Raw genomic sequence first — 7658 nt, 5'->3', positions numbered from 1 at the left:
TGCGCCTCTGGCTAGTGTCCAATTGGTTCGCAAAAACAGAACTTCAAAACCTCCGCCTACCAAGAGAGAAACGGACCCGTGGCGAGCCTCACGCACGAAACGATCGATTTGCAGTCGCTCTACGACATGGTCGCGACGCCGACGGCCGGCGCGATCGTGACGTTCAGTGGAGTCACCCGCGAGCTGACCCAAGGCCGGCAAACCGAATCGCTCGACTACGAGGCGTATGCCGAGATGGCGCTGGCCAAGCTGACAGAGTTGGAGCAAATTGCGAAAGAACGCTGGCCGATTGAAAAATGTGCGGTCGTACATCGTTTGGGCCATTTGGAAATCGGCGAGGCGAGCGTTGTGGTCGCGGCATCCTCGGCGCATCGCGAAGCCGCTTTCTTGGCGGCCAAATGGTTGATCGACACGCTCAAGGAAGAGGCGCCGATCTGGAAGCGAGAAAATTGGAGCGATGGATCGACCGAGTGGGTTCATCCCGGCTTGCCGACAGGAGACGCGCCATGACGCCGCAGACGCCGCTTGCTGATCGGTTTGGCCGCGTTCACACTAGTTTGCGGATCAGCGTGACCGATCGCTGCAACATCCGTTGCTTTTACTGCATGCCGCTTGAGAACGTGCAGTTCAAGCCGCGTGCCGAACTGTTGACCTTTGAAGAAATCGAACGGGTTGCTCGGCTCGCCGTATCGCTCGGCGTGCGAAAGTTTCGGCTGACCGGCGGAGAGCCGCTCGTCCGCGCTCAATTGCACGAGCTGATCCAGCGGCTGGCGGCGATCCCCGGAGTGGAGGATTTGGCGCTGACCACCAACGGCGTGCTGCTGGCCGATCAGGCCGCGGCGCTGCATGACGCTGGGTTGCGGCGACTGAACGTCAGCTTGGACGGTTTGTCGGAAGAGATGTTCCGGCGAATTACGCGGCGTCAGGGAGTCGATCGTGTGTTGCAAGGGATCGCCGCCGCTCAGGCGGTTGGTTTTCAAGGAATTCGCTTGAACGCCGTCTCGATCCGGGGTCTGACCGAAAGCGAGATTGTTCCGTTGGCTCGCTTTTCGCGCGAACATGACCTAGAACTGCGGTTTATTGAGTTTATGCCGCTCGACGCCGACAAGAATTGGGGCGAAGCTCAAGTGCTAAGCGGCGCGGAAGTGCGCGAGGTCATTTCTCGCGACGTGGCCGAACTTTCGCCGGCTTGCCGAGCCGATCTGAGTCAGCCCGCAGTCGACTACGAATATGCGGACTCGCCGGCGCGCGTGGGGTTTATCAACTCGGTGACCGAACCGTTTTGCGGCGACTGCAATCGTTTGCGGATCACGGCCGAGGGCCAACTGCGAAACTGCCTGTTTTCGACCGCAGAATGGGACGTTCGAGCACTGCTTCGGAGCGGCGCGACCGACGAAGTTGTCGCGAAACTATTTCACGATTGCACTAGCGCCAAGCGACGTGGGCACGGAAGCGATGATCAGGGATTTGCGGATACGCAACGCGCGATGTATCAAATCGGAGGGTGAGGGAGCATGAACGTAGAGGGCCAATCACGAATTTATCTGGATAACGCCGCGACGAGTTGGCCCAAACCGCCAGGCGTGATCGAGGCGATGCGGCGGCATTTAGAACAGATTGGCGCGCCGGCGGGACGTAGCGGATACCATGAAGCGGCGGTCGTCGAACGCGCCGTCTCCGAAACGCGTCGGCAACTTGCCTATCTGTTGGGCGTGCGCGAAGCGGAACGCGTGGTGTTTACGTTTAACGGCACCGACTCGCTCAATACGGTGATGCATGGTTTCTTGCGTGCGGGCGATCATGTTGTAACGACGACAATCGAGCACAACTCGGTTCTCCGTCCCTTGGCCTATCTCGCGTCGCGACGCGGAATCGAAGTTCGGCATGCGGCGCCTGACGCGCAGGGAGTGGTCTCGCCGCAAGCGATCGAGGAAGCGCTGAACGAGAAGTCGCGACTGATCGTCATCAGTCACGCATCGAATGTGACCGGAGCGCTGCAACCGATCGAAGCGATCACCGAGATGGCCCATCGCCGCGGCGTGCGCGTCCTGGTTGATGGCGCACAAACGGCCGGCCATACGCCGATTCGTCTCGAAGAGTCAGGCGTCGACTTCTTCGCTTGCTCTGGACACAAAGGATTATTGGGTCCCTTGGGAGTCGGCGTCCTCTACTTGGCGCCAGGCGCCGAGATCGAGACCGAGAGTTTTCGCCAAGGGGGAACCGGCACGCTTAGCCAGCACCCGCAGCAGCCAGATACGTTGCCGGACAAATATGAAAGCGGGAACCCCAACGTCACCGCGATTTTAGGATTGCAAGCGGCGGTCGAATATCTGCGGGATCGGACGGTCACGGCGATCGAGCGTGAAATGCGAGAGCGTACGGCCCAATTGCTGGAAGGTCTGGCCGGTATCCCGAGCATCGACGTATTTGGTCCGCTTTCGGCGGCGGACCGCATCGGCGTCGTCAGCTTGAATGTGCCGGGCTTTGATCCCCATGAGTTGGCGAGCTACTTGGACTCGGCTCACCATATTCAGGTCCGCGCCGGGCTCCATTGTGCTCCGCTGATGCACCAGCAATTGGGGACCACCGATCGAGGCGGAGCCGTTCGATTTAGCGTAGGCGCCTTTACGACGGCGGCTGAGATTGAGAAAGTGCTATCTGCTCTCAGTTCCCTCGTCCACTAACCACCGGCGCCGCCCAGCACGGAAGACGAGATTGTCCCTTCGCTTCCTGCCGGAAGTGACCGACCGTATCAAAAAGGAAGCCATGTCGAAATCACCTTGGTATCGCGACGGATTGCGTTTCGAATGCTCGCAGTGCGGTGATTGCTGCACTGGCGCGCCTGGCTACGTCTGGGTGAACGACGAAGAAATTGCTCAATTGGCCGTTTTGATGGAGCTTTCGGTCGATCAATTTGAAGAGACGTACGTACGGAAAGTGGGCTTACGAAAAAGCTTGCGAGAGTACAGCGATGGAGCTTGCGTCTTCTTTGATACCAATTCACGCGGGTGCACCGTCTATTCGGCGCGCCCCCGCCAATGTCGAACTTGGCCGTTTTGGGATTCCAATGTCCGCACCGAGGGGGATTGGAAAGAAACCTGTGAGATGTGCCCCGGGAGCGGTAAAGGCGCTCTCTATCAATTGGAAGAAATCGAAGAGCGTAAGAGCCAGATTCGGATCTAAACTCGCCTGGTTCCACGAGTCGCGTTGGTCGGATCGAAAAATAACGACTTACGTCTCGCCAGGACATCTCGTCCTGGGCCGGTCTCATTTTGCCTGTTGAGGCAATTGCCCAAATCGAGCGGAAGAGTTCAAGATTGACGATTGTGCCGCCGATAACGTCTAGTGGGCGCTGCCAGCAGTTTCTGCGATTGAAGTACGTAATGACTGTGCCGGCAGTGTTACTTGTTTTGCTGTAAGGACTTACGGCAATTCGAGTCGGCCCCGAGCCATCACTTGGCTCGTAAGCTCTTTGACAATCGAAACTTACTAAGATTTTACCTCGTCGTGTTCGCGATCGAAGAATCGTGTCATGGCGTGATGACGAGGGCGAGAGAATTCGCCTAAGTCGTGATTGATCTTGACTCTAGTGCTTATGACACCTACACTTGGAGCGACGTTGGGGTCGTTTTGGTGACCCAAAAAACTTGATCAGGAGCCGCGTCGTGACCAAGAAAGAGATAGTGAAGACGATTTCAGAAGAAATCGGACTCACCCAGTTGAAAACCAAGGAAATCGTCCAAAAGACGTTCAATGCGATCGTCGATACTTTGGTTGAAGACGGTCGAATCGAGCTGCGGAATTTTGGCGTTTTTGAAGTCAAGAAACGAGCGGCCCGCAAAGCGCGCAACCCTCGTACCGGTGAGAAGGTGTATGTTCCGTCGAAATTCGTCGTAACCTTCAAGCCTGGTAAGGAGATGGAAGAACGCGTTCGCCAAATGGAAGAAGCGGAGCGCCGCCGTGAAGAGGCCGAAGCAATGGCCTCGGGTTCGTCTGAAATGATGGGTGGTCCCTCGAATCCGCCCAGCCAGACTCCAGAACCCCCTACCAATACATTCGCCCCCCCGCCTGGCGACTTCGATCATTGAGCCAGCCGCGTATCTTCAGATCCGGCTGAGACTCTATTTATCCAGCTAAGCGTCGTTGACGCGATCTAAGATCTATCTGTATAAGCGTTTGCCGAGCAAGGAGTCTTGGTCTGCGCAGAATGGAATCACGCTTGTCGGTGTCGTGCGACTTATTGGAGTCGTACGTAGCCGCCGCTTCATGGAGGAATGCAATGCGCAAGTTGATGATTGGCGCCCTCTTAGGGCTTAGCTTAATGGCGAATGTCGGTTGCTTCGTCCCGATTTACTCGGCCGATCCGGCTCGTCGGACCAACCAGTTGCTATACACGTCGGAAGATCTGCGCACCGTGCTGGACGAGTGGGAACGGATTTGGTTTTTGGACCAACCGAGTCACTTGAAGCCGTATCGCGTTCACGGCGGCATTATCTAAGCCGTCGGAAGCGGAACTGCGGTTCAGCGTAGCACAGCGTGAGCGCGTCCTCCCAGCAGTGGAGACGCGCGCTACTGCGCCGCATTGTCGCTTTGACGGTCAGGGGATACGATGAACGTCTTGTCGTTCAGTCCAATCCCCCCGCTCTATGATGTCTCCGCCTATGTCTGCCAGCTTGTCGGTCGAAATTGGTTCTTTGCGCCTGGCAAATCCGATTCTGGTCGCTTCCGGCACTTTTGGCTACGCGCGCGAGATGGCCGGCATGGTCGATGTCGGCCGACTCGGCGGCATCGTTCCCAAGACAATCACCCAGGCGCCGCGCGCCGGTAATGCTCCTTGGCGAACCGTCGAAACCACCGCGGGCCTGTTGAATTCGATTGGGCTCGATAACGACGGCATCGATGCGTTCATTGAGCATCATCTGCCCTACTTGGGGCAACTCGCCTCTCCTGCGATTGTTAGTATCGCCGGCCGCACCAGCGAAGAGTTTACGCAGATGGCTGCGCGGCTGTCGCAATATGACGAAGTGGGCGCGATCGAGTTGAATATCTCCTGTCCGAACGTGAGCGGCGGGGTCGACTTTGGCATTTGTCCCGAAACGTGTCGCGACTTGATCGCTTCAGTTCGCGCCCAATGCACCAAACCGCTCTTGGCCAAGCTGACCCCCAATGTCGCGCGGATCGCCGATGTCGCCGCCGCTGCCGAAGAGGGGGGCGCCGACGGAATTTCGGCGATCAACACGCTGCTGGGCATGGCCGTCGATTGGCGCCGCCAAAAGCCGCTCTTGGGCAACGTGATGGGGGGACTGAGCGGTCCCGCGATCAAGCCGGTGGCGCTGCGTTGCGTGTATCAAATCGCCCAACGAGTGAAAATTCCGGTGATCGGCATCGGCGGCATCGGCACGATTGATGACGTGATGGAGTTTCTGGTCGCCGGCGCTACGGCGGTGCAAATCGGTACGGCGAACTTCAATGATCCGACCGTGTCGATGAGATTACTCGATCAGATGCCGGCGGCGCTGGCCGAACTTGGCGCTGCGTCGATCCAAGAGATCATCGGTTCGCTGCAGCCCAAGTCGCAACCGGCGCCTAACGTTCTCGGTTCGCCGGTCGCGTAACGTTTTTTTGACCTATCCACACCTAACTTGCTCGACGTGAACTATGCGCGTGTTGTCAGGCATTCAGCCCACCGGAAGATTCCACTGGGGCAATTACTTTGGCGCGATTCGGCAGTACATCGATCTGCAGAACGAGGAAGCGTCGTACTATTTCATCGCCAATCTGCACGCGCTGACAACCGTTCGCGATAAAGAGCAACTCTGGCAGAACACGATGGACGCCGCGCTCGATCTGCTGGCGCTGGGGCTCGATCCGAATCAGGCGAATCTCTTCGTGCAGTCGGATGTGCCGGAAGTCTCTGAACTGTGCTGGGTGCTGATGACCGGTACGTCGATGGGCTTGCTCGAGCGTTGTCACGCCTACAAAGACAAAGTCAGTCGCGGGCTCAGCGCCGGCGCTGGGCTGTTCACCTATCCCGTGCTGATGGCGGCCGACATCTTGGCGTATGACGCCAACATCGTGCCGGTCGGTAGCGATCAGGTGCAGCATATCGAAGTGACCCGCGATCTAGCGCAAAGCTTCAACCATCAGTACGGCGAAGTCTTTGTACTGCCGCAAGCGAAGATGCTCGACACTTCGGCCAAGGTGGTCGGCACCGACGGCGAGAAGATGTCGAAGAGTTACGACAACACGATCGAGATCTTCGAGCCGGCCAAGCAAATGCGGAAGAAGATCATGCGGATCGTAACCGACTCGCGGCCGATGGAAGCCCCGAAGGACCCGGCGACCGATCATCTGTTCCAGCTCTTCCAGCTGTTTGCCGGCGACGAAGCCAAAGCAGAGATGGCCGCGATGTATCGTAAGGGGGGCTTTGGCTACGGCACGGTCAAAAAGGCCTTGGCCGACGCCGCTGATGAGTACTTTGGCGAAGTCCGTGCGAAGCGGGAAGAACTCGCGGCGCAGCCAGAGAAGGTGCGAGAGATCTTAGGAGATGGCGCCGCCGCGGCTCGCCAGCAGGCGGGCGCCGTTTTGCGTCGCGCTCAAGAAGCATGTGGATTGAAACGAGCGTAAGGCGCCAAGGAAAGACGTATGAACATCGTCGGAATCGGTACCGACATCATCGAGTGCCTACGCATCGCCCAGATGATCGAACGCCATGGAGAGCTGTTTATCAATCGCGTCTACACGCCGCGTGAGATCGACTACTGCAGCAGTCGCAAAGCGGCGACGCAGCACTATGCCGGACGTTGGGCGGCGAAAGAGGCGGTCTTGAAAGCGATCGGCACCGGCTGGATCAAGGGAATCGCCTGGCGAGACGTTGAAGTCGAAAATCTCTTTGGCGGTAAGCCGCGCATCAATCTCTCTGGCGGTGCGCTGGAGTCGAGCCAGCGCCGCGGTATTATCGAGATCATGATCAGCATCTCGCACTGTCGCTCGCACGCGATCGCCTATGCGACAGCAATTGGTGGCGATGAGATCTCGCCGCTGGGGATGCGCGATTGATTCTTGACTGCGCGTTGCTGACGTATCTCGGTGGAAGCGAGCCGTAGATCGTTGGATTTCATCAGGCGAAAGACGCGCTGGACGTAATTCAGCGCTCGAGCGCCGCTTCCAAACTGCTCGTGTAAGTCTCCCTGCATGCGTTGCCCAGTCTCGGTCGCCGAAGCGCCGACGACGCCATTGTTGTGAAGCAACAACAAATCGCAGTCATCGAGTGGTTGCTTGCAGTTGACTGCCGCCTGTTCGGTAAATGAAAAGATTGCGTCGTAGATAGCCGGATAAGAGGGCTGTTCTTCTTCTAGCGGAACGTTGAAATGTAAAAGAACAATATAGTTTGTTGACGTTTCTCCGCTCCCTCTCTCCTTTCTTGCACCACGCACCACCCTGTGGCGGTGTGGATCGCCGAAAAAAAGCGTTGAGCGTTGATAATTGGGGGCCCGGCGTGGGCTAGGCTCCGTTTCGCGACTCGGCATAATTTGCAGGAAGTCCCTGTTAATTGTGGCCAGCGGTGGAAGAAATCGCCTAAAGCTGCGCAGAAATGTAAAAAAACAATGCTTTTAGTTGATTGTTGACGATTACATCTCTATACTCAAACTGCGTAA

At 57.5% G+C, this 7658-nt stretch carries 9 protein-coding genes; all 9 read left to right on the top strand.

Going from position 1 to position 7658, the window contains the following annotated elements:
- The first annotated feature begins 78 nt into the window (after window positions 1-78).
- The 9 genes from DSM3645_RS19140 to acpS all read left to right on the top strand — a co-directional run bounded on the left by DSM3645_RS19140 (window position 79) and on the right by acpS (window position 7059).
- Window positions 79-510 (top strand): molybdenum cofactor biosynthesis protein MoaE, encoded by a 432-nt coding sequence (locus DSM3645_RS19140; RefSeq protein ID WP_002653947.1) that lies wholly within the window; start codon window positions 79-81, stop codon window positions 508-510.
- Window positions 507-1508, top strand: coding sequence for a GTP 3',8-cyclase MoaA (gene moaA / locus DSM3645_RS19135; protein WP_002653946.1), 1002 nt, complete (start codon window positions 507-509; stop codon window positions 1506-1508). The genes DSM3645_RS19140 and moaA overlap by 4 nt, the downstream gene beginning before the upstream one ends.
- Window positions 1509-1514: 6 nt before the next feature.
- Window positions 1515-2684 (top strand): cysteine desulfurase, encoded by a 1170-nt coding sequence (locus DSM3645_RS19130; protein ID WP_002653945.1) that lies wholly within the window; start codon window positions 1515-1517, stop codon window positions 2682-2684.
- A gap of 82 nt (window positions 2685-2766) precedes the next feature.
- Window positions 2767-3183, top strand: a complete 417-nt coding sequence (locus DSM3645_RS19125) for a YkgJ family cysteine cluster protein (RefSeq protein WP_040353063.1) — start codon at window positions 2767-2769, stop codon at window positions 3181-3183.
- A gap of 500 nt (window positions 3184-3683) precedes the next feature.
- Window positions 3684-4088: an HU family DNA-binding protein gene (locus tag DSM3645_RS28640; RefSeq protein ID WP_237564892.1), complete on the top strand. Its 405-nt coding sequence runs from the start codon at window positions 3684-3686 to the stop codon at window positions 4086-4088.
- A gap of 191 nt (window positions 4089-4279) precedes the next feature.
- Entirely contained in the window at window positions 4280-4498 is a 219-nt protein-coding gene (locus DSM3645_RS19115) for a hypothetical protein (protein ID WP_002653942.1), read from the top strand.
- Window positions 4499-4661: 163 nt separating this feature from the next.
- Window positions 4662-5615, top strand: a complete 954-nt coding sequence (locus DSM3645_RS19110; protein WP_002653941.1) for a dihydroorotate dehydrogenase — start codon at window positions 4662-4664, stop codon at window positions 5613-5615.
- A gap of 43 nt (window positions 5616-5658) precedes the next feature.
- The gene (gene trpS / locus DSM3645_RS19105; RefSeq protein WP_002653940.1) at window positions 5659-6627 is read left to right on the top strand and encodes a tryptophan--tRNA ligase; all 969 of its coding nucleotides are present in this window, start codon (window positions 5659-5661) and stop codon (window positions 6625-6627) included.
- A gap of 18 nt (window positions 6628-6645) precedes the next feature.
- On the top strand, window positions 6646-7059 hold the full coding sequence (gene acpS, locus DSM3645_RS19100) for a holo-ACP synthase (protein WP_002653939.1): 414 nt from the start codon (window positions 6646-6648) through the stop codon (window positions 7057-7059).
- Window positions 7060-7658 lie beyond the last annotated feature (599 nt).

The sequence above is a fragment of the Blastopirellula marina DSM 3645 genome (assembly GCF_000153105.1).
GTDB classification, from domain to species: Bacteria; Planctomycetota; Planctomycetia; order Pirellulales; family Pirellulaceae; genus Blastopirellula; species Blastopirellula marina.
This window is presented reverse-complemented; position numbering and strand designations above follow the sequence as displayed.

What these genes read in the sequence shown, in the direction of transcription:
- trpS (WP_002653940.1), top strand. Translation starts at nt 5,659, where the DNA reads ATGCGCGTGTTGTCAGGCATTCAGCCCACCGGAAGATTCCACTGGGGC.
- moaA (WP_002653946.1), top strand. Translation starts at nt 507, where the DNA reads ATGACGCCGCAGACGCCGCTTGCTGATCGGTTTGGCCGCGTTCACACT.
- DSM3645_RS19115 (WP_002653942.1), top strand. Translation starts at nt 4,280, where the DNA reads ATGCGCAAGTTGATGATTGGCGCCCTCTTAGGGCTTAGCTTAATGGCG.
- DSM3645_RS19130 (WP_002653945.1), top strand. Translation starts at nt 1,515, where the DNA reads ATGAACGTAGAGGGCCAATCACGAATTTATCTGGATAACGCCGCGACG.
- DSM3645_RS19125 (WP_040353063.1), top strand. Translation starts at nt 2,767, where the DNA reads ATGTCGAAATCACCTTGGTATCGCGACGGATTGCGTTTCGAATGCTCG.
- DSM3645_RS19110 (WP_002653941.1), top strand. Translation starts at nt 4,662, where the DNA reads ATGTCTGCCAGCTTGTCGGTCGAAATTGGTTCTTTGCGCCTGGCAAAT.
- acpS (WP_002653939.1), top strand. Translation starts at nt 6,646, where the DNA reads ATGAACATCGTCGGAATCGGTACCGACATCATCGAGTGCCTACGCATC.